The sequence below is a fragment of the Phormidesmis sp. 146-12 genome (assembly GCF_052939495.1).
In genome coordinates this window covers 1-19,820 of sequence record NZ_JBJPHS010000106.1, presented here as the reverse complement: position 1 = coordinate 19,820, position 19,820 = coordinate 1, and the positions used below count along the sequence as shown (strand labels likewise).

Annotated in this window: 23 protein-coding genes; 8 read left to right on the top strand and 15 right to left on the bottom strand. The window is 47.4% G+C overall.

Annotated features, from left to right (window positions below; genetic code table 11):
* Nucleotides 1–15 precede the first annotated feature (15 nt).
* The 4 genes from ACKFKF_RS28520 to ACKFKF_RS28505 form a co-directional block, all read right to left on the bottom strand.
* Nucleotides 16–195, bottom strand: coding sequence for a DUF1816 domain-containing protein (locus ACKFKF_RS28520; protein ID WP_446870755.1), 180 nt, complete (start codon nt 193–195; stop codon nt 16–18).
* Between the two features lie 84 nt (nt 196–279).
* The gene (locus tag ACKFKF_RS28515; protein WP_446870754.1) at nt 280–1,413 is read right to left on the bottom strand and encodes a class I SAM-dependent methyltransferase; all 1,134 of its coding nucleotides are present in this window, start codon (nt 1,411–1,413) and stop codon (nt 280–282) included.
* A 224-nt stretch (nt 1,414–1,637) separates the two neighbouring features.
* Nucleotides 1,638–2,144, bottom strand: coding sequence for a hypothetical protein (locus ACKFKF_RS28510; protein WP_446870753.1), 507 nt, complete (start codon nt 2,142–2,144; stop codon nt 1,638–1,640).
* A 463-nt stretch (nt 2,145–2,607) separates the two neighbouring features.
* Nucleotides 2,608–4,920, bottom strand: a complete 2,313-nt coding sequence (locus tag ACKFKF_RS28505) for an NACHT domain-containing protein (protein ID WP_446870752.1) — start codon at nt 4,918–4,920, stop codon at nt 2,608–2,610.
* Nucleotides 4,921–5,311: 391 nt separating this feature from the next.
* On the opposite strand from ACKFKF_RS28505, the gene ACKFKF_RS28500 reads away from it, so the two are divergent.
* The 5 genes from ACKFKF_RS28500 to ACKFKF_RS28480 all read left to right on the top strand — a co-directional run bounded on the left by ACKFKF_RS28500 (nt 5,312) and on the right by ACKFKF_RS28480 (nt 8,314).
* Nucleotides 5,312–5,761 (top strand): pyridoxamine 5'-phosphate oxidase family protein, encoded by a 450-nt coding sequence (locus ACKFKF_RS28500; RefSeq protein ID WP_446870751.1) that lies wholly within the window; start codon nt 5,312–5,314, stop codon nt 5,759–5,761.
* A complete protein-coding gene (locus tag ACKFKF_RS28495; protein ID WP_446870756.1) occupies nt 5,739–6,299 on the top strand; it encodes an HAD-IC family P-type ATPase in 561 nt (186 codons plus the stop codon). The genes ACKFKF_RS28500 and ACKFKF_RS28495 overlap by 23 nt, the downstream gene beginning before the upstream one ends.
* A 35-nt stretch (nt 6,300–6,334) precedes the next feature.
* Nucleotides 6,335–7,033: a GIN domain-containing protein gene (locus ACKFKF_RS28490; protein ID WP_446870750.1), complete on the top strand. Its 699-nt coding sequence runs from the start codon at nt 6,335–6,337 to the stop codon at nt 7,031–7,033.
* 93 nt (nt 7,034–7,126) lie between these two features.
* Nucleotides 7,127–7,456, top strand: coding sequence for a hypothetical protein (locus ACKFKF_RS28485; RefSeq protein ID WP_446870749.1), 330 nt, complete (start codon nt 7,127–7,129; stop codon nt 7,454–7,456).
* A 9-nt stretch (nt 7,457–7,465) separates the two neighbouring features.
* Nucleotides 7,466–8,314 carry a DUF6920 family protein gene (locus ACKFKF_RS28480; RefSeq protein WP_446870748.1) on the top strand — a complete coding sequence of 283 codons (849 nt, stop codon included), beginning with the start codon at nt 7,466–7,468 and terminating at the stop codon, nt 8,312–8,314.
* A 250-nt stretch (nt 8,315–8,564) separates the two neighbouring features.
* Here ACKFKF_RS28480 and ACKFKF_RS28475 read toward each other — a convergent pair whose 3' ends face one another.
* The 10 genes from ACKFKF_RS28475 to ACKFKF_RS28430 all read right to left on the bottom strand — a co-directional run bounded on the left by ACKFKF_RS28475 (nt 8,565) and on the right by ACKFKF_RS28430 (nt 16,992).
* The gene (locus tag ACKFKF_RS28475) at nt 8,565–8,735 is read right to left on the bottom strand and encodes a hypothetical protein (protein WP_446870747.1); all 171 of its coding nucleotides are present in this window, start codon (nt 8,733–8,735) and stop codon (nt 8,565–8,567) included.
* A 56-nt stretch (nt 8,736–8,791) separates the two neighbouring features.
* Nucleotides 8,792–9,778: an NAD(P)-dependent alcohol dehydrogenase gene (locus ACKFKF_RS28470; protein WP_446870746.1), complete on the bottom strand. Its 987-nt coding sequence runs from the start codon at nt 9,776–9,778 to the stop codon at nt 8,792–8,794.
* Complete coding sequence (locus ACKFKF_RS28465) at nt 9,775–10,755, bottom strand: alpha/beta hydrolase (RefSeq protein WP_446870745.1); 981 nt, start codon at nt 10,753–10,755, stop codon at nt 9,775–9,777. The genes ACKFKF_RS28470 and ACKFKF_RS28465 overlap by 4 nt, the downstream gene beginning before the upstream one ends.
* Before the next feature lie 547 nt (nt 10,756–11,302).
* Nucleotides 11,303–12,028 (bottom strand): hypothetical protein, encoded by a 726-nt coding sequence (locus ACKFKF_RS28460; protein WP_446870744.1) that lies wholly within the window; start codon nt 12,026–12,028, stop codon nt 11,303–11,305.
* A gap of 10 nt (nt 12,029–12,038) precedes the next feature.
* Nucleotides 12,039–13,016, bottom strand: coding sequence for a hypothetical protein (locus ACKFKF_RS28455; protein WP_446870743.1), 978 nt, complete (start codon nt 13,014–13,016; stop codon nt 12,039–12,041).
* A gap of 19 nt (nt 13,017–13,035) precedes the next feature.
* Entirely contained in the window at nt 13,036–13,956 is a 921-nt protein-coding gene (locus ACKFKF_RS28450; protein WP_446870741.1) for a hypothetical protein, read from the bottom strand.
* 4 nt (nt 13,957–13,960) lie between these two features.
* Nucleotides 13,961–14,191: a hypothetical protein gene (locus ACKFKF_RS28445; RefSeq protein WP_446870740.1), complete on the bottom strand. Its 231-nt coding sequence runs from the start codon at nt 14,189–14,191 to the stop codon at nt 13,961–13,963.
* A gap of 83 nt (nt 14,192–14,274) precedes the next feature.
* Nucleotides 14,275–14,568 (bottom strand): hypothetical protein, encoded by a 294-nt coding sequence (locus tag ACKFKF_RS28440; RefSeq protein ID WP_446870739.1) that lies wholly within the window; start codon nt 14,566–14,568, stop codon nt 14,275–14,277.
* 185 nt (nt 14,569–14,753) lie between these two features.
* Complete coding sequence (locus ACKFKF_RS28435; protein WP_446870738.1) at nt 14,754–15,083, bottom strand: hypothetical protein; 330 nt, start codon at nt 15,081–15,083, stop codon at nt 14,754–14,756.
* Between the two features lie 403 nt (nt 15,084–15,486).
* Nucleotides 15,487–16,992 (bottom strand): peroxidase family protein, encoded by a 1,506-nt coding sequence (locus ACKFKF_RS28430; protein ID WP_446870737.1) that lies wholly within the window; start codon nt 16,990–16,992, stop codon nt 15,487–15,489.
* 272 nt (nt 16,993–17,264) lie between these two features.
* On the opposite strand from ACKFKF_RS28430, the gene ACKFKF_RS28425 reads away from it, so the two are divergent.
* From ACKFKF_RS28425 to ACKFKF_RS28415, 3 genes are read left to right on the top strand one after another with little or no spacing between them, the layout of a single operon-like run.
* On the top strand, nt 17,265–17,675 hold the full coding sequence (locus tag ACKFKF_RS28425; protein WP_446870736.1) for a cytidine deaminase: 411 nt from the start codon (nt 17,265–17,267) through the stop codon (nt 17,673–17,675).
* A gap of 31 nt (nt 17,676–17,706) precedes the next feature.
* Nucleotides 17,707–18,216 carry a GNAT family N-acetyltransferase gene (locus ACKFKF_RS28420; RefSeq protein WP_446870735.1) on the top strand — a complete coding sequence of 170 codons (510 nt, stop codon included), beginning with the start codon at nt 17,707–17,709 and terminating at the stop codon, nt 18,214–18,216.
* A gap of 60 nt (nt 18,217–18,276) precedes the next feature.
* Complete coding sequence (locus tag ACKFKF_RS28415) at nt 18,277–18,804, top strand: GrpB family protein (protein WP_446870734.1); 528 nt, start codon at nt 18,277–18,279, stop codon at nt 18,802–18,804.
* A gap of 259 nt (nt 18,805–19,063) precedes the next feature.
* Here ACKFKF_RS28415 and ACKFKF_RS28410 read toward each other — a convergent pair whose 3' ends face one another.
* Nucleotides 19,064–19,654 (bottom strand): response regulator transcription factor, encoded by a 591-nt coding sequence (locus ACKFKF_RS28410; RefSeq protein WP_446870733.1) that lies wholly within the window; start codon nt 19,652–19,654, stop codon nt 19,064–19,066.
* Nucleotides 19,655–19,820: the final 166 nt, after the last annotated feature.

Here is a 19,820-nt window from a genome sequence, read left to right as displayed (position 1 = left end):
TTCTACTGACACTGACTAGTTAATCGTACTACATCTACTTGAAAAATGCTGTAACGCTTCAACATGAACGCCTCTAGAGACTTTCGCCGCCTCTCGACTTTCAAAAGGGCCGAGATGATAAGTTTGTGGGGGAGCAGAAGTGTAGACTTCTACCCACCAAGACAAGTCTGGGAGATGTAGTAAATGTGAATTCATTAAAAATGCCTGTTGCGAGTTAAACCTGGTTTAGAGCGGCTCAAAGTGCGACCCCTTGCGGGTAACTCGAAGAGATCGCAAAATTTAAGCGTGAACTAATAAATATTGAGCATTGCCCAGCATTTCACCTGTACCACTTTCAAAATGTTGGATACACAATAGCAAGTACAACCTCCACATTCGGCGGAACTTACTGTAGCTCATGCCGTAGTCTAGGCTTTGAAGTTGAGTTTGATGATCATCAAAGTTTTTGAGCCAGACCTTGAGCGTCTTCGCATAATTGTTGCCATTGATGTACCACTGGTGAATGGTTCTGAGGTCTTGATTGGTCTGTGGCAGCACATCGCAATTCCACACCCGCATATTTGGAAAGATGTATTGATTGATGAACGGATGAGTAATGTTGCAGGGCAGTTGGGTGCTAATGATGTGAATGAATACCTTCCCGCGAGGATTGAGATAAGCTGCCAGTTTCTGGCAAGATCTCGTCAAGTTGCCAATATGCTCAAATAGCCCGATCGCAATAATTTTGTCGAATTTTGTCTCAAACTGGACTTCATTAAAATCTGCTTCGTAGAGGCTGAAGCGCTCAGAACTCAAATCGCTTTTATCAACCTGCATTTTCTGACGAATATATCGACATTGCTCATGGCTCAAATTTACAGCCGTCACTCTAACATGGGGAAATCGGGCCAGAATGTAATTTGCGGCGGCACCCCAACCACAGCCTAGATCCAATACCTCGTCACCATCTTCGATGCCAAGTTTTTCAATCACATCCTCTAGCATCTGAACTTGAGCTTGCTCTAGAGTGACGGCTCCTTTATCCCACAATGCCATTGTGTATTTAGGGTACATCGGTGCCGTTTCTCCCAGCATGAGTTGAAATAACGGTTTGGGCAAATTGTACTGAATCTGCATCAGGTGCTGCGGGTTTTCAGCGAGACGATCACTTTCTTGCGATAGCCATTCATAGGGTGCTAGTAGCTCAGGAAAGTATCGGTAATTTGTTCGCGTAGAGGCATTCAGCAATAATTCTAGAGCGGCATCAGGAATCTCTAGACCGTTGATGTAGGCTTCTGCACCTGTCGTGGTGAGCCAGCGATTGAAAGCGATCGCAGCGCGGGCAAAAATAGAACGAGTTGAATATGAGGCAATTACGTCTCTCTGTAGAGGCATCTGCGTGTGAGCAGACTGCGAATTAATTGCAAATTTCATAGATGTGTTCTCAAGTGACTGTGTTTTGGATGGTGTCTGGAGTTAAAGGTATTTTGTGATCTTCTGAGGAGTCTAAAAGCGCTCTCTGAGGGTTCTGCTTTTAATTCAAAGACGGGCATTTCTTGCCAGCAACTTCGACAGAACCAATAGAGGGAGGCACCATGAGCGTGGCGCAGAAGGACATCGGAGCAACAAGGGCACTGTGGCATAAGCTTCTACTCTGTTTAATTCAGTTCAGCGAGGGTGGGGACTAGTGCTGCACTGGTTGCCATGACATAAGGCAAGGGTTGACCTCGATCGCCGACCGAGATTTTAGCGGTTCGCTGAGATTCATGTGACTTCATCAGGGTTAATGTCAGCATTGTCCCGGTGAGTTGGGCGATCGCAGTTTGAGGTTGAATCGAGCGAGGTAATGGGATGAGACTCTGAAAATGAGACAGGGGAAAATCTGGCACTGAGTAATTTTGTGAGTCAAGGGGATCAAGTCGATCGCCTGTAACCAAGACCGTTTCGGGCGTAATTTGCAGATCCAGGACATTTCTAGAATGCTGAAATTGGATCTGCAAAATCAGCAGCGTTCTTGTCTCCTGCAACTCAAGTCTGAAGGGCTGAGAAAGTCCCTGATCGCAGACCCAGAGGGTAGAGGTGTAGGCAGTCTGCTTCAAGTTATGAAACAGGCGGAACAGGGGCTGAAAGATGTCGATCATCTGCCACGATTGCTGTGAAACCATTGTTTTATAAGAAATGAGGTTGAGTAGGTGCGGTTAGTCAGATTGAGCTAAAAAGATTGAGGCTTCCTGCTCTTGAATTAGATTGATCAAAAAATGTAGGGATGGTGATCAGAGCGAATCGTCAAAGAATAAATGTTGAATAGGCTTTGACGAGCAATCGACTTTACTGACCAGGCTATATTGATTGTGAGCGAAATCATGAAGAGAGCGACCGAATCACTCGATTACACTAATAACTCGATTACACTAATAAGACGAAGCGATCGCGACATCCCTCAACTGGAGGAGATAGATCTAGAAGAGAGTCGCGGCTAGAACAGAGTAATGTCAAATATGAAATCGTCCTTTACACTCCTTAAACATGACATAGAGAGGATTGAGATCGTGTCTGTCTGACTGTTTGAATTGTTTGATTTGAATGAGTTTTTTAGAATTCGTTACAAAGCTGCCTGTCATGTTGGATTTATTGCCATTCTCTCGCTTCCAGTTCTTGCTGAGGCAGTAATAGAGTCGCTTCAATCTCTTGCCGAATTGCCGCCGTCACCGTGCAGTTGCTCCGCAGACAATCAAGCAGCAGTTGATTCGCTGTGTAGTAGCGTTGTAGCATTTGTTCTTGCGCTGGGCTAAATTGCCAGTGGTGATGAATCTGGCGATAATCGTCGATCGCCTGCCTTAACTGTTTCGACCAGGCAGTATGATTTGCTTGCCACCAAGTTTGAAACCGTTCCTGAGTCTGATTAGAATTTGGGAATTCACTCTGAAGTTGATGCAGCGATTTTTGGAAGCCAACATCTAAAGCAATGCTCAAAATATTACTCAGGGCATTGCTGCAAAGATGAGCATGGGCGAAGTCTGAGCTTTGATCGATCACACAAGATTGCATCAAATCATCCAGCGCCACATCCAGAAACATTCCCTGATCGAGTGTGCAAGCCAGCGCGAAATCAGAGGCAATGTGAGGCGTGCGAGCGATCGCTAAGTAAAAAGCTCGAACCATTGCATCTTCTGTTTCGGCTGGGACAGCTTGCGACTTTTGGCTTGCCCATAGCAAAAACTCTTGCAAATACGGATCTTTGGCAACTAGCGCATCAATCTGTTGCTTCATCAACTGCACCAGTGAATCCGCACTCCGCAGCATCGCCGCCGTTAACAAAAAGATTTCGCGCCAGTGAGGATCGCTGAGGTGGGTCACTAGACCGTCTAGCGATTGTTCTAGCCCCTGGAGGTTATGACTTGCAACAATATTTCGCGCCGTAAAATATTCTTGAAACGCTAGATAAGAGAAAGAAAAAATCCCCCGCGATCGCTCCGTTAATAATCCATGCTGCGCCCCGATCGCATTGAGTACCGCTCCACTTTCGAGTTGCAGTTCTTCGGCATCGGTTGAAGCATTAGGCAAATGGCGCAGATACTCTTCGATGTGCTGTTCGACCACTCGTTGTTCAAAGAAATACTGACCCTGCTCAAACGTCGCTGCTGCGAGTTGACTCAGCAACTTTAGCTTTTGGGGCAAGCGAAACCCTTGATACACCTCATCTCGTTCGATTCCTCTGGCTTCATCCCATTTGCCCAGCAGCAAATCCAGTCCTTCTTTATAAAACTCCGTCCGCTTGGTCGGAAATCTTCCTTGCCCCTGAAACACCCAGCAAGCCATGTGCAAAAACAGCGGCGTAACGACCATTTGGCGAAATTGCCAGTTTGTCGGCTCGTCCAGCCTTTGCATAAACTGAGACGATTGTGCCTCTCCTGCTTGAGCCGTCGTTTTGGTAAAAGCGACAAACCATTTTTGAGCGAATGCAGTAATTTGCGCTTGTGTAAATGGAGCAACCTCTACATCAGTAAAGCCTCGCAAGCTAAATTTTTGAGCGGCTGTCCGACAAGTGACGACAAACAGATTTTTGTGATATTTGTCCGAAAAGCGCCGAATTTCCTTCAACACTGCTGCATTCTCGTGGTTCAGCACTTCATCCATGCCGTCCAGCAGCAATAATCCTCTGCCTGCCTGAAGCACGGTTTCGATCGCAGATTGATCCATCACGCCAGAAGCGAGAAACTCTTGGCGAATGTAGTCAAGCAAACTAAACTTACCCGTGGCTTTCGACTCTTCGACAAAATGCCGCAGCGTGATGAAGATGGGTATCCGCTCTGATTCCCACTGTCCCTGATTACACTGAACAGCGAGATACTGCAAGAACGTGGTTTTTCCTGACCCTGGTTTGCCCAGCATCCTGACCTTAGAGTAGTTCTCCACAGCGGTTACACCCAATACCTGCTTCTGGTCAACCTCACCCAAGCCAAAGCGCTCAAATGCTTCGGGTTCGAGCGTCTGTGGGTCAGAAACTTCTGACCATTGAAGGCTGACAATGGACTGTAAAACGTTGATATCAATATACAGATCGTCAAGGCTAACGGGATGCCCAACGTCTAACAATTGCAGGGTGCCACACTGGTCTTGAATTTTGTCTCGGCGCTGCGATCGCATTTGCCCGACTAGATCCTCAAGCTTGGGGAGGAGAACGCGACTCACGCCGCCCAATTCAGGAAAGTCTGTTGGCGGATCAACCGCGATCTCACGCCAATCTAAGTCCAGCACGGAACAAATTCCTAAAAAGATCTGGCGGTCAACGGATTGCCCAGTGAAAAACCGCCAAATCGGTTGGCGTGTCTTGAGGTTCACTTCGCCTGCTAGATTGTCCTGAGTCCATCCCTTGAGAGCAAACGCTCGTTTCGCCTGTTGAATCCCAGGAGGTGATGCTTGAAGCGATCTCTTGACCATAAAATAGATCTCCAGATCTAAAATTCAGGAAATCAAACATACTCCACACCAAAACCATAGAGCTTTTTCCCTGCTAATGTCTCTCCCTAAGGTTGAAGTTATACAAAGTTTGAAAATAAATCTCGCGATCTCTTCGAGTTACCCGCAAGGGGTCGCGTCACTGATAGCGAAATCAAACGCTGGTCACGCTAAAAATATTTGATGAAACTTCCCAGGTTCAAGGATTCGAGCAAAATTCCCACGTTTTGTAACGTAGTGCATCAAATCACTCAAGAAATCAAACACGACTTTGGCACGATCAGGATATATCCGTTTAATCAACAAAAATCACGCTTAGTAAAAACAAATTTGGCAGGTTCACTTAAGTGCCACTGATTTCAGGAGAATAGCAATGCTGGATATTGACGAAATGAGTTCAAAAGAAATACACGAACTGCTACACCAAGTAGGGTACGGGCATCTGGGCTGCATCCACGAAGGCAAACCCTACGTAATGCCCATGCAGTATTATCTCGAAGATGCGGATATCTACCTGTTTACAACCGAAGGCATGAAGACGCATGACATCGATGCGAATCCAGAAGTTTGTCTACAGGTTGAAGACATCCACGATCCGCTCCATTGGCGCAGCGTGATTGTGAATGGTCGAGCCGATCGCCTTAGCGAACAACCGGATATCGATCGAGCCATGCACTTGATCAAAGACCGTAATCCAACGCTGTCTCCTGCGATCAATCGAACCTGGATTGATGCTCAAGGACGGTCAGAAGCGATCGCGATCTACCGCGTTCATCCGAGCGAAATGAGCGGACGCACGACTGACGGAGTTAGCAGTCAGTAGGAACCGAAATACTTTAACCGTCGTGGGATATCTGGGAGACGGCATTAACGATGCCTCCGCGCTTCATGCTGCCGATGTGGGCATCTCCGGCGAGCGCGCGGTTGATGTCGCTAAAGAAGCTGCTGACATTGTGTTGATGCAGAAGGATTTGAATGTTCTCATCGAAGGCGTAAAAGAAGGACGGATTACCTTTGCCAACACGCTGAAGTATGTTTTTATGGCAACGAGCGCTAATTTTGGCAATATGTTTAGCATGGCGGGAATCTCTCTAGTTCTGCCCTTTTTGCCGCTGCTGCCCAGCCAGATTTTGCTGACGAACCTCCTGACAGATTTTCCAGAATTGACGATCGCTACAGATCGGGTAGACAAAGAGCAGGTCAGCCAACCCCACCGTTGGGACATGCGCTTCATCCGCAACTTTATGTTGGTGTTTGGCTTACTCAGTTCTGTGTTTGATTACTTCACTTTTGGGCATTGCTACTGTTGTTACACGCTGACCCAGCGCAATTTAGAACAAGTTGGTTTATGGAATCTGTAGACACCTGAAAATTTGTTTTTAATAGAGGTCATCCGATGCGTAAAATATTCTTCCTTCGTCAACGTTCATCCCGCCGCCGATCGCTGTTATATGGCTTGATAGCGGTCTTGCTGGTTTTATTCACAGGTTGTATTTTCACTTTAGGTAGCGGTGTTAGAGGATCAGGTATTGTCAAAATTGAGTCCCGATCGGTGAGTGGATTTTCATCGATTTCCTTTAAATCCGTGGGCAAAGTCACGGTGCAGCAGACCGGGAAAGAATCCCTCACGATCACTGCCGACGATAACATCCTGCCTCTTCTAGAAAGCCGTGTCGCTGACAACACTTTGTATCTCACCATCGCGAAAGATGGCGATATGAATCCGAGCAAGCCCATCAATTTTGTTGTAGAGGTCAAGAGTCTAGAGAGATTGAACACAGACGGGGTTGGCATTGTTGAGGCGCAGGGCATCCAGGGCAAACGATTGACAGTTGTGATGGATGGCGTGGGAGAAGTCACGATCTCAGGAAGCGCCGATACGCTGGATCTCAGCCTCTCCGGGGTCGGAAGCTACCAAGGCGAGGCGTTTCAGACTAAACAGGCGACAGTCCGAAATAGTGGCGTGGGGAGCGCTGTGGTTAATGTGAGTGAGCAGTTGAACGCTGATCTATCTGGTGTGGGGTCAATAGAATATGTGGGTTCTCCCCAAGTCCGGAGATCTGGGCTAGGCTTGGGGACTGTCAAGAAACGATAGCTTCTGTCAAAGCAAGCCGCACACTAAAGCTAATGAAAGTTCATTGACGATCGAAGTATTTAGAATTGGCACAACATGAAAAGTGGAAGCAAATTGATACTGATTAAAACCACTCACACGTTGATCTGGCTATTCTTCAACGTTGTGATTTTCTATATGCTTTATGCCGCAGTCTCTAACAAGCTGAATATCTGGCTCTGGATCGGGTATGGATTTGTATTTCTAGAAGGGCTAATCCTACTTGTCTTTAACTCTCATTGCCCGTTAAATCTACTTGCTCGAAAATACACCAATTCCACAAAGGACAACTTTGATATCTATCTTCCAAGTTGGTTAGCTAAGTATACGAAGTTAATTTACACAACCATTTTTGCGATCGTTATCATCATCACCCTCTATCAAATTCTAAACCAACAAATATAGGTCAGTATCATGTGGATTAAATGGATTGCAATTGTTGTTTTTTTGATCGTAGTCAGCTTGGGAGTTGCTGCCATTTATGGTAGCTATCGCTGGCAATCAGATACCGATCGCCTACGAACCAAATTAACAAATGGACGGCGAACCAGTGAGCCAGAAATCTATGATCCAAAAGAGCTTGAAGGCTTGCCAGCCCCAGTGCAGCGATTTTTTCGGACAGTACTCAAGGATGGACAAGCGATCGTAGCTGCGGTCAAACTTTCTCAGCAAGGACAGTTCAACATGAGTGAAACTGAGAATAAGTGGAGTTCGTTTACTGCCACTCAACTTGTAATGACTCAACGCCTGGGTTTTGATTGGGATGCACGTATCCAGATAGCTCCAGGGCTGAGTGCCTTTGTCCATGATGCGTATCTGTTAGGAGAAGGCAGCTTACATGCATCATTACTTGGTCTTGTCACCGTTGCGGATGTGCGCGGTACTCCCGAAGGTGACCAAGGTGAACTACTACGGTTCTTTGCTGAAGCTACTTGGTATCCTACTGCACTATTACCGAGTCAGGGTGTGCGCTGGGAAGCGATCGATGACACCTCCGCTCGCGCGACTTTAACGGATGGCGCAACAACGGTTTCCCTTGTGTTTCAGTTTAATGCTGACGGAGCGATCGCGACGATGCGGGCTGAAGCTCGTTATCGCGACAAGCTGACTGCAATGCCTTGGAGCGGAAGATTTTGGGAATATTCAGTTCGCAACGGGATGCTGATTCCCTTAGAAGGCGAGGTGGGATGGGAGTATCCAGAAGGCATTCGGCTCTACTTTAAAGGAAGAATTACAGAGATTAACTATGAGTTTGCATCGTGAGGGATAGCGATCGCAAGAAATATCAAAATACTGGAGTCAATTATGATTAAACAAATTTCTCTCAAGTGGAATTGTAGAGGAAGGGACTAGATTCTGTGGCTACACGATTCCAACCCGTCTACTGATTGGATAGTACTTCGGCACTGAGCGGTTTGAGTCGGAGGGCGAGTTCTTCCGAGCCACGATCGATGATGCAATTTATCGTTGACGATTTAGAGAGTGCCGTAATGAGAAAGATCGCGCTTGGTTCTCACTCGCTTCTCTTTTGTCCGATCGCATTTAACAATTGATTAAAGGCTTTGAACGATCGCGCTATTTCCTCGTTTACAAGTTGGCTGGCAATCTCATCTGAAAAGATTTCCATCATTGATAGGGTTGCCAAAATCTCTTCAGCCCTTACAAGATCATCTATTAAGTTCATAGGCAGTAGCGAGACTTCACCGTAGAGTTCTAGGTCATGGGCTGATAAGCTGCTGCTTACCAAACATAGATGGCGACTTTCCCCTGCACCTGTCGCTGTTCGAGGTGGCGAATTGCCATAGGAACTTCGCTCAGATTGTAGTATTGATCGATGAAGGGTGCAATTTTTCCAGCTTTAAGCAAATCCTTCAACGTGATGAGATCCTTTTGATTGGGTTTTGAAGCTAGGCATTTCACCCGGCGGTGACTGATACGCGAAATCCAAGAGCCGAGAAACATCACCTGGAAAAATCGAGCAGTCGATCCACCGACTAAGACATAGGTTCCCTCAGGAGTCAATATTGGCAAATAATCGAATGCTGAACGGTAGGCTGCCGCATCAAGGATCAGGTCATACCGCTGTTCAATTTGGGTGACATCGGTTTGCGTGTAATCAATGATGTGGTCTGAGCCGAGCGATCGCACCATGTTCATTTTTTTCGTGCTGCATACAGCAGTCACCTCAGCGCCAAATGCCTTCGCAATCTGCACCGCGAATGATCCCACACCACCAGACGCACCATTGATCAATACCTTCTGCCCCGACTGAATCTGCCCATAGTCTCGCAGTCCTTGTAGTGCGGCAAGGGCGGCACCAGGAACGGTTGCAGCTTCCTCAAATGAGAGGTTGGCGGGCTTCAGCACTAGGGCTGATTCGGTTGCACACACGTACTCGGCAAACGCACCGAAACCACACTCGGACAGGTCTCCAAAAACCTCATCACCAGGCTCAAACTGCGTAACGTCTTTACCAATGGCTTCGATCTGTCCTGCTACATCAAAGCCAAGGATCTTGATTTTTGGCTTGAGTAGCCCCCCGAACATGAGGCGGACGGGGAATGGATTCCCTCGCATGAGATGCCAGTCACCAGCATTGACAGACGCGGCATGAACCCGCACCAGTACGCCGTTGTCTGGCACAACGGGCTTGTCAACATCCTTCAAGCTCAACATATCCGCTGAACCATACTCAGATTGAACGATCGCTTTCATTTTATTATTCATTTTGGACTAACGACTCGGTTCGATGCGGATGATGGTTCGCTGTGAATTGACCTCAATAGGTTCTGGATTGCTGTGCTGCAAGCGTGAGCATCTTCAGCATTTAGCAACAGTCCTAGATGGGTCGTGTTGGGGCGCATGACGTGTATTCCGTTGGTTGACAAGGCAACAAGTTCTTTCTGCAAGTTTAACCAGCCCTTGATGGGTTGTGGATCGCTGCCTGCCGTGACCACGACTAAGGGCAGGTCGCCCAACGGCTGCTGTGATTTGACCTGTGCCATAGATGCTGCGATCGCGTCCACTTCACGTTGCTGAGACTTCCAGGTACTCGTTCTCGAACACATGGCATGGAAGTCTGAACGGGCTATGCTTGGAAAGTCTTTGGGCAAATCGCACATAGACAGCCGAATCAACCCCACCCTTGCAGCAATCGGGAGAAGACTGCATGCACCCTTGAGTCTTCGATATAACGTCTCCCCGTCCGACGTTTGAGAAAATTGGTTCTCGTTGGAGGCATCGAGTAACACCAGCCCCGCGACTCGTTCAGGATATTGCGCCCGAAAGATACGTGTGTAAAGCCCTCCGGTCGAGTGACCAACCAGGAGCAGTTTTCCTGAAACGCCTGCACGTTGCAGCAACTTGTTGAGTTCACGGGCAATGCTAGCCCCGTCCTTTGGGTGAGGACTTGTGTCACTCCAACCGATTCCACCGCGATCGTATGAGCATACGCGGGCACTTTCGGATACTTCGTCTTGAATTCGCGCCCAGGTTGAGGTTGTGCTGCCAAGTCCCGATTCAAGAACAACAGTAAGACCATTGGACTGGTTAAAGCCTGTGCAGTGTATGTGCAACTTATAGCCTGTCATATCTACCAAGCGATCGGCAGCGCCGAGATGCCGCGTGTCTCGATCTGTGGAGATAGCTTGGAAGGCAGTACCAGCAGCAGCCACCGACACAACTACACCGCAAACGACTAGCAAAGACGCTCTTACATAAAACCAAAACTTCCTTTTCGGAGCGAGTCGTTGTACTCTACTGTCTGGGAATAACATTGAACTCTCCAGATGCCGTCAGTTTCGGCGGCTAACTAAGAATGAAGGTTGCGTTTTCAGTTGATTCTCTGTTGCTCGATCGTATTCAACAATTGATCAAAGTCTTTCATTGATCGCGCTACCTCATTCATGAGTCGGTTAGCAATTTCATTCAAAGAAATTTCTGTTTGCGGAGTAGTGCTTCAAAAAACGAGTAACATCTATCTTCATGGCATGAATAGAACCTCTTAAAAGAGAACATTGATGCTGATTAGAGATTAGCCTGTAGATGAAAAATCTTTGAATTTACAATTGCTGGAGATCGCCCTGAGATCAAGAACCCCGCCGCAAGCGGACGGGGTATGAAAAACGTTTTGCTCCCAAACCGACGGTTTGAATTGAACCTAGTCCATATTCAGAAGACCTTTTTTGCAAGAGAGTCTAGTAAAGGATAACTTGCTCCCATTACTTGCACAGCAGGTTTGATGAAGTCGCACTAGGGAGCCAATTCAATCTGTGCAGTTGAACCAGCGAATCTGCTGGCTACCTTTGCAGAGACCGTAGAGCGCACGCTCTGGTATACCTGCTCATTCAGGGTCAGAGCAACAAATCCGACCTGGAACTTCGCATCCGTTGGAAACTCCTCAAAGGCAAGTCGGGTCACATGGGCTGTAGTGCTAAAGGCAAAGTACCCAAGTTGTAAGCTAGCAGCACCGTCCTCCTCAGTCGCCAATCCAAACTGGAAGTTGCCAATACCACCAGAATGACTGGGACACTCGAACACAAATTGAGCAGAGTTCCCGGGATCGCGCTTGAAAGCATTGAGCGTTCTTGTGACGAGTGAGAGATTTTCCTCTGCAACCTTGCGCTGGAATAGGTCAGTGACGACCTTAGAGATCGTGAAGCGGGTTCCTGGTGGTAGGTACCGCAACATCGTTGTACTCGTCTGGATAACCCAACCGATCGTCTCAAGAGTTTGCTGATACACCTTGTACCAATTCATCGGATCTTTGTGCCGATCAGATTTCGCGCTAGCGGCTAGTTGAGCGAGTAGAAGACTCTCCAGAACATCCCGCTGGTGTTGTTCAGAGAGAGTATCATCTAGGGCAACAAGACTCCCCGCGACAACAGCACCACTAGCACTGTCTGTAAGCTGTAGCGAACTCGACGGATAGCTTCCAACATCTAAGGATCTGACGGTTTCTCTTAAGAAAGCACTCATAATTGGCTCCTCAATCTCCAATATCCAATCCGCCAATGTAATTCACTGCACGATTACCGAGCTTGTTTAGGATGGCATCCCGAACTCGATCATACACTTGCTCATTGAGAACAAAGGTGGTACTCATCACCTGCATTGATGTAGCATTTCCGGAAAAGCTCCACCAGAGGATGTTCGTTACGCTTGAGGAGGTGTTGAAGGCAAATGCTCCCAACTTCATCGATAGCGTTTCGTTTGCCGATACTCCGACATTTGAGACTAGGAAGTCTCCAGCCGAGTTTTTAGTTGACTCCCGTGAGAAAATTCGCAGTCGCCTATCTCCTTCTTCAAGTGCCTTCACAGCATCGATCGTTGCCTGAACAGTTTCCATCTGATCTTGCGTCAAAAGACCCTTGAGCAACCGAATGACCACTGCATCCATCGTGAATCGTGCTTGGTTGGATCTCAACCCCCGGAATTGAAACTGGGGAATAACCCAACCAACGTTCTCAAGCACGTTACCGTAGAACTTCGTCCAGTTGATAGGATCTTGTGTTTTGTCAAACTTGACGTTAGCAGCAAGTTGAGCGAGTAAGCAAGAGTTAAGAACATCATTCTTCTGTTGTCCTGTAACACCGTCCACGAAAGAGTTAACGATGTTACCGTTAATCGCACCGGATGCAGGTTGTGGCTCGTCGAGGGGAAGATCCGAGAATGGATCATCCTCGAATGCTGCTTGGAGTCCATACTCTTTAGCTAGGTTCTCAGTGATCACTCGATATCCAGGAATCCACAAGTCACCCATGTTTGGAATCTCTAGGTTCTCTACGAACTGCATACCCATGTCAGATCGCATTCCAGTATAGCGATCATCCTGTATCTGCTCCTGTAAAGCAGCCTCAACATCGGTAATCCCGCGTCTAGCACCATTGGTTTTAGTGCTTGTTGCCATCTCTTGCGGAATGTCTTTTTCTGAAAAAGCAACAGTGTTCTTGTCAGTCGTAATCATTGAAGTATCTCCTTTAGAGTTAAAGTTCTACAAGTTCAAAGCTTCGGAGAGAGGGACCATACACACTTTGGGCACCTGCGCGATCAACATCTGTGATAGCGAGGGTGCGACCACCAACACCACCACAGAAGTAGTGCATGACCGACTGCGGATCGTAAGCAGTCAGATCAATCGTGCCAGTTGTACTTTCACGAGGACAGACAGGGGGTGCTCCTGAGCGGATATGCTCATGACGGAAACCAAGGACATGCCCCAACTCATGACGGAGCACCCCAACTCGGTCAAAGCGTGTCGTAAAGTACGATGGATCAATTAACACTCGATGGCGGTTAACTGGATCGTTAGGGAAGAATGCCGCAGCAATGAATGCGCCGTTAGCACTGATATGGCGAACAGGAAAGGCGATTCCAGGGGGACGCAACATTCCACTGTCGTCGTGGTCACTGCGGTACGCGAAGGTGATTCCGCAGATTTCTTCCCATGCGATCGTCGCCGCCCGCATATTGTCAACGACTTCCTCGTACCACTCGTCACGCGGAAATGTGTGACGGAGAACGCAGTAGGTCAGCACTGTACCAGGTGACCAGCGCACGATTTTTCCACCCTGAACAATCCCAATGAGCGAGTTGTTTCCTAAGATTCCGGTAGTGATAGCAGCTTCTCCGAAGCCAACTGCTTCCGCAAAGCGTACTGCTTCTCGCTGGGCTATTCGTGCCTGCTGGTGCTGGTGGTAAAGATCTAGCTCATCGTCATCTAATAGGAGATCACCTTCGACAGCGGAGTAGGTTTCACCATCAATCAGAACCTTGCTTGCAGGGATCTTAGAGACGGGTCTACTGTTATGCGTCGTTTTAATCTCCGGTTCATTGGGCGGGTCTTCCTGAAAATCATCAACTTCCTCTGGTGGCTTAACCAGAGTCCTGATCTTTTGGGTTGTCATGAACTCAGTCCTCAATAAGTTCTGGACGGAACAAGCGAATCCACTCAACGAGAATTTGGTCATCGTCCATCAGTTGATCGCTACGCATAACGAAAAACTTTTCTGCATCGATAAAAACGGTCGCCAGGTTAGAGCGCCACTGGGTGTATTCTGGAAGCAACTCTACAAATTCACGAACACCTGGGTATTGTTTGAGCAGTTGTCGTTCGGGCGTTTCATCAGTTGAAGGTTTCATCGTCCTACCTTCAATGTTGTAAGGATCGCTCAAATTTGTACTAACAATCTTAGCATTGCTGAATAGTGATGTGAACTGCCCTCCTAACCCCCAAGTTTGAGGGAAACCATACCGCCGCCGTAGATATCATAGGTAATGTCTGTCGTTTGAGACACTTTGACTTGCATTCTGGCGCGTGAGATCGAGCCAGTTCCCACTGGAAGTTTTTTGTAGCCTGAGCCGTCGAGAGTTTGTTTCTGGCGATCGAATCCGACAAAACCTACGCCATAACGAACTTTGACAGAGGCACCGGCAGGAAGTTTGAAAAAGGCAGTTCCATTGGTATTCCAGAAGCTTTCAACGGTTCTCCAATCTCCTGCTCCAATCTCCTGCTCCAATCCGCTTGGTACGAATCATAAACTTATTCTCCTTATGATTGTGATCAGAAACGAAAAGCAACCTCGAACCTAGCACGAGGACTTCTGTTTATCCGTTGCATTGGATCAGTTAATCCAGACTTCTCACTAGCCTTTCAACTTTTGAAAATAGTAGTGAGAAATCCAGGATTAACCGCAGACTAGTGTTAAGCCCTCACATCACATGTAAGAACATAGTCAGCACCATCAAGCGTGAAGCTGGCGCTGGAGTTCTGCACCGGAGTATCACGAATGACAACCATACCGAGATGGTCATGGCGGTCGGGCCAGCGTCCCAAGTCCAGATCCCATAACTTAACCTTGGCTCGAACCGTGAACGGGAGTTCGTCGTTGATCTCCCAGACCTGTCCGTTGTTCATGTTCTGTCGGTAGGTTTTGCGACCGGCGTTAGTATATGTCTCCATCATACATTCATCGTCGCCAGTGGTGTCTTCGGTCTCGTTGCAGGTAAGTGATTTAATGAGTAGAAATGCCATTGTGTTTCTCCAATTTCACAGTATGAGTTCAACCAAGATAGAGACCTGTAATTTCTCTATCGCCACCGTCTCATCAATCTGCTCGTTTTTCTCCGAGTTACAAGCCGTTGCAACACACCAACTACAGTTGCGATGCAAATCACCGTTGCAAACTGCGATTAGCTACAGCGCCCAATATTTAATATCAGTTTGATGAAGTGTTGCATCTCGCAGCTTGAAGATAGTTTAGCTTTGAGATTGCCTTCTCGATACATTCATCATGCACCATCAATTGATCGATTACAATACCCAAGGGGGTTAGTATTTGACAGGCTAACGTCAACGTTTGTAACTTGTTTAATCGGGTTTTGCTTCTAGCCTGAAGCCAATTTCAAAGCTGCGATCGCCTAACAGAATTGCCCTACTAAAGGGGCGATACAACGCCAGCAATTTGCAGCAAATCAATCATCTTGAATTCGCCATTCAAGCTCAAGGTTGGCACCCATTCTCGATCTTGCTGCAAGTAAGACAAAGAATCGCCTTGCATCAAACCAATCAGCACTTCTGCCACGATGCGACCACCGACTGGCCCTAAATGTTTGCCCTGACCCATCACGCCCGCTTCCCGCAGAATGTAAAACCACAGGGGCGTGCGTTTGTCTAAAGCAAACGGCTTCAGGTCGGCTAGATCCGCTGGCTCAAGCAGTTTCTCACCCATCGCTTTGGCAACGCTTTGACCTGAGGGCACGCGAAAAGTGAGGTTTCGCAGCAGGTTTCGCTGCGCGAGCGATTGCGGTTCCGCTCCCGGCATTCCTGGTAGATCAAACAGCGCAGAGGAAAGCGTGGTGTCGAGTGCTTTGTTGGGGCGCGATCGACCATCGCCAAACTCAAAAAAGGTTTGCCAGTCGATAAAGCGTCGTTTCGCCCGCTTGCCGCCGCGCAAATCGTTCGGGTCAGGGTCAGCCGGATCGGGTGAAGTCGGTCTACCGTCATCAAAAATCAGCGCAATAAACTGTTCGCTGTCGTCTGCTTTTGCCCCAAAATTCGCTCGGTAGCTCGGACGCACCTGAGAATGCCCAAAGCGATAGGCTGCGACGGAGAACTCAACGGGGATGAAGGGCAAATTGCGCCAGTTGTAAAACTTCCGCCCTTCAGTCAAGATCTTAGTCACCATCTCCTGCCCGACTGTTTTGGGCAAAAACTCATGCACAATAATCCACTGATAGTGCCAGCGCACCAGCCGTTGGGCTTCGGCAAAAATGCTGTTGGGGCTGGTCAACTCTGTTTCTTGCTTGACCCGTGCGACTACCGCATTGTGGAACTTCAAAAACGCCAGATGAAGCTGAGACACAATCAGGTTTTCATCGTTGCGGGGGTCGCCCACTAGGGCGGTGCTCTGGCTGTTGCGCGGCAGATCAAATCGAGGTTTGCCATCGCGCGACACCATCTCGGAGCCGGGAATCTCCTCGACTAGAAAGCTCGTCAGCCCAAAATCTACGCTTTGATCGTACAGATGAGGTGATGCCGTTGGCCCCGCTCCGTACAGATTGTCCAAAGCTAGAGTCGGAGTGCGGAAGTTTGCGATCGTCTCTGGATCTTGCTGACGTTCCAGGCTAGAAGTCGGGTCGAACGTCATATCGTGATCGATGAACTGCCCCAGAAACGTCATGCCTGCGGTGAGCGTGGGATGGTTGGGGTTGTTCAGGCTTTTCGCAGGGTTTGTGATTAGCCCAACCGGGTCGTTCACATCATCTTTGGCATCCATAATGCCATTTTGTTTTCCCACTTCTTTAAGTGCAGCGCGTAGGGTGGGGTTGTCGGCAGCAAAGGCAGGCAGTGTGGGAAAAAGCCGTCCAAATTTGCCCTGATCGTGAAAGGTTGAGCTAGGAGGGTTGTCGCCTCCCAAAGGCATTGCTCCGTGACGAGTCATAAGACATATTCCCTGCCAAAATCGGCATATTGTTAAAGGCATTTCAAGACTGAAGGAAGTTGAAGCGTTCCCTCTGCTTGGCTTTAACTGTATTAAAGCCGTGTTTGATTTCTTGAGTGAATTGGTTAACTACGATACAAAACGTAGGAAATTTGCTTAAAGCAGTGAGGGAGCGATCGCTAAACCCTTTGAAATTTTCAATAAGTCTTTAGAGGGTTCAGTGCCATTCAGCAACACCTTTCTGTTAACTTTTCTATGCTCATCATCGAAGGATGTACTACAATATACCAAATTCTGTGTCTCATATGGAGTTAAAGGATAAAGAACTAATTGAAAATGCTCGCTCCATAATCGCTAAGCGTTTCAAAGAAGACTATCACCATGTTGGTGCAGCATTGCGAACAAAGTCAGGCAAAGTTTTTTCCTCTGTCCATTTGGAAGCGTATGTTGGGCGGATTGCGGTTTGTGCTGAAGCAATTGCGATCGGAATGGCGGCAGCAGCAGGAGATACAGAGCTTGAGACAATAGTTGCTGTAGATCGTAAAGGTCGAGTTGTGCCACCGTGCGGTATGTGTCGTGAGTTGATTTTCGATTATGCTCCTGGTTGCAAAGTGATTATTGCGGAGGTGGAGAGCATGACTATCAGCGAATTATTGCCTAGAAAATACCAGAGAATGGATTAACAATACACAAATTTAGTTAGGAGAGGCGCAGTTGCAATCTTCTGTTCTTGAGTTCAAACCTATCAACTTGGAGCGGCATCAAGATTTGTGTGTTCAGTTTAGGGCAGACTCCTATATTTGCAGCTTTGGCTCAACCGATCGCTTCTATAAACAGGATGGAAGTGGGGTAAAGGGATATTTGCAGTGGCTGAGACAGCGAACAACAGAAATTCCAAACAGTTGCGTACACGGTTGGAAAGGAGAGCAAATAATTGCACAAATTGAAATGAGACGTTGGAAACATGATTCAAGCGTAGGCTATGTAAATTTGTTTTACCTGATTCCAGAGTTTCGAGGTCAGGGTTTTGGTAAGCAATTAGATCAACACGCAGCCAACTTTTTCAAGCATCTTGGTTATAAGGCAGCACGTTTGAGCGTCAGTCCTACGAATCTAGTGGCGATGAGATTTTATATCAGGCACGGCTGGGTTGATTTAGGACAACGTGAAGATGCTCCTGAAGTTCACTATCTTGAGAAGAGCTATGGATCTGCCAAGCAGTAGCATTTCAGTAGTTATCAATGAGGATAGTGGCTTATAAGTTATCTGTGAGATACTCAAGTCATGAAGAAAGTAGAAGTTGTCCCGCATGACCCTAATTGGTGGGAGGCGTTTGAGGTTGAATCGCAACGAGTCACTGATGCTCTGGGCGAAAATGTTGTTGCCATACACCACATTGGCAGCACAGCTATTCCCGGCATCTATGCCAAGCCCATTATCGATCTGTTAGTTGAGGTCAAAGACATTGTTAAGGTGGATGGGCAGAGTTCGTCAATGGAATCACTTGGTTACGAAGTGATGGGTGAGTATGGAATTCTTGGTCGTCGATACTTCCGTAAGAACAGTCAAGAAGGTGTCAGAACGCACCATGTTCATACTTTTAAGCTTGGTTCAGACCAAGTAGAGCGTCACTTGGCATTTAGAGATTACATGGTTGCACATCCTGAAGACGCACAGAGATATAGCGAATTAAAGCGCGAGTTAGCAAGAAAGCACCTACAGAATGTAGATGAGTATGTAGATGGCAAAGACGGGTTTATCAAAGAAATGGATAAGAAAGCAGCACAGTGGCACACGCTACATATAAGTTAGCCGACAGCCTAACAAGAAGCTAGGCTGCATCCTTGTGGTTTGAGATTTAACTGAATCGACGAATGAAGTGACCCTGCTTGAAGGGCTAACCAGAAGCTTTTCTAGCTAAAACGATATAAGAGAATCTCACCTAAATAATTTGGACGATCGCTCCCTCGCTGCTTCAAGCAAAATTCCTATGATTTGTACCGTAGTTCATCAACTCACTCAAGAAATCAAACACGGCTGTTGTTAATAGTGCGTAGATTGTCACCCCTACTCACAGTGCAGCATCCCTAGCCGCTTCAAAGCCTCCACAATCGCTGATGTACGAGTTTACATCTAATTTCTGATAGATATGCTCTAGGTGTTTTCTCACTGTTGTAACGCCAACGTACAGAACATCAGCGATCTCTAGATTTTCTTTGCCCTTAGTAACCCAGTAAAGTACCTCAGCTTCTCGTTTGCTTAAACCCAATAGCTCAAAAGACTCGACTGATAATTTAGGCTGTTGTTGTTCCTCTAGGAGTAGTAAATATTGCTCTTGGGCAGGGTCAGTGACAAACCTCGTAATCAGTTGTTTACCCTCCTGTTCCACCTTTAAGGGCAGTCGAGGCTTTGAGACTGATCCATTCTTTGAAAGCAAAGATTGTTGATACCTGACCCATCGCTGCAAATGCTCTGGTAGTGATTGCCCCATCTGCCTGAATGGGAAATATTGTCGTAACCACTGCTCCGCTTTGCGGCTCATTAACTGGATGTGTCCGTCCTTCGAGAGCACAACACCTCCTGCAACATTCAAGGAATCGTGTAGCTGCTGGTTCTCTTGCTGCACTTGAGAAAACAGGTGAGCCGTTTGCCGAGCTTGCATCAGGTGGGGCTGTAACAAGTTGAGGATGGCGCGATCGCGTTCCGTAAAGCTTCGCTCACTCCGAAATAGGGCAACAGCATCAGCATTGATTGAATTTGCATAAGGTAAAATGCTAAGTACAGGACAAAAAACTTAGAACCTGCAAGAAATCATTCATTTTCTGCTC